The 1362-nt window shown below is 59.8% G+C and carries 2 protein-coding genes; one reads left to right on the top strand and one right to left on the bottom strand.

Features of this window, described 5'->3' with window-relative positions; genetic code table 11:
• Positions 1-197 precede the first annotated feature (197 nt).
• A complete protein-coding gene (locus AC0L30_RS42940) occupies positions 198-392 on the top strand; it encodes a hypothetical protein (RefSeq protein WP_473406786.1) in 195 nt (64 codons plus the stop codon).
• 768 nt (positions 393-1160) lie between these two features.
• Here the strand turns inward: AC0L30_RS42940 and AC0L30_RS42935 are convergent.
• Positions 1161-1362: amidohydrolase family protein (locus AC0L30_RS42935; protein ID WP_473406785.1), on the bottom strand; the 202-nt coding region annotated here is incomplete at its 5' end.

Here is a 1362-nt window from a genome sequence, read left to right as displayed (position 1 = left end):
TGCACGATCCATCGGCACAAGAACTTCACGATGAGTCCTCGTGGAGATGAGAAACCGTGCGCTGTGTGCTTGACTGGGGACATCAGAATGGGATGGTCCGGCCGTGCTCCTGCCCCGCCAGCGATAAGCTGGCCAGGGGCTCCAAAGACAAGGAGCATGGCATCGATCTCGCGCGAGATCGCCCCGGTGAGCTCGACATGCTCGCGCTCGCGAAGAACATCCCTCGCCTGCTGAAGGCGCTGCTCGGTCTCGGTCTGCACGACCCGGGCGATCACCTGATCGCGGCGCACCTCGTCGCCGATGCCCACGTCGAGCGAGGGCAGTTTTCCGCTGCCGCGGACACGGCATCGACCAGGCGACCACCGCTGCTCAACAAAATGCCGTCAGCGTAATGGCAAGATGCTGCCATGTCCCTGCACATCGGATCGTGCACTTGCCCGGCGCCACGCATTTCTATCCCCGAACGTCGCCCGTTACGCAAGAAGATGGAAGCACCACGGATCTTGAAAGCGCGATCGCGCTATTCCTGAGCGAAACGCTGACCGAGAAGTAGTCGTCATCCTAATATCAGGGACGCGATCACGCCCTACGTGAAAAGCTCTACCACGGTTTCCCCAAATGCCGAGCCGTCGCTGAGGCAATGGAATCGAGGGCCACATTCTTTGGACTCCACCGCTTTTCGGCTCCACATTCTTCGGTAGGGCCGGTTTCAAGCACTCGATACGAGGGGCCGGACAGCACAACCACGGACCCGCAACCATCTCAAATCGCTAGGTGGCCTGAACGGGCGGATCGGTCGGCCGATCCGTCGGCAATACGAGAACCGAACCGCCAGCGACGACATTGTTTGTGGATATGGGCGGAAGGTCGGCATCGTCCTGCGAACCCGGCGTCCCGAACGCAGTGAACATCTCCTAAGTTATTGATTTTTATTGAGATGACAGGCGTTTCCGTCCCGCTTTGTTCACGGTCCCTTCACCCAATTCGTTGCGATTTCGTTGCGGAGTTCTGAGAGAACGGCAGCCACTGTTGCTTGACGGGTCTCTTGGAGGCTTTCCCAAGCACCAGCGGGAAGAGATGGCCAACACCGCCCGCCTCAGTGTCGCGGTTGCGAGTCGGTGGTCCGCTATGAACCGGGCCGCCGACTTGCGTCCTCTCCTTCAATCTTCAGCGTGAAGTTCTCTGCCCATCGAACCGACACCGCCTATCCATGTGCCGACGATTTCAAAGTTCGGATTGAAGGCGACAAGGTCCGCGCGGTGTCCGGGCGCGATCCGTCCAAGCGCGGACTCAAGCCCGAGAAATGCCGCGGGCGTCCGAGAGGCCATGATGAGAGCATCGATAAGGGAGATTTCGAGCAGC

This window comes from Bradyrhizobium sp. MI1.11 (genome assembly GCF_055811255.1).
Note: the sequence above shows the minus strand (reverse complement) of the source record. Positions and strands in the feature narration are given on the sequence as shown.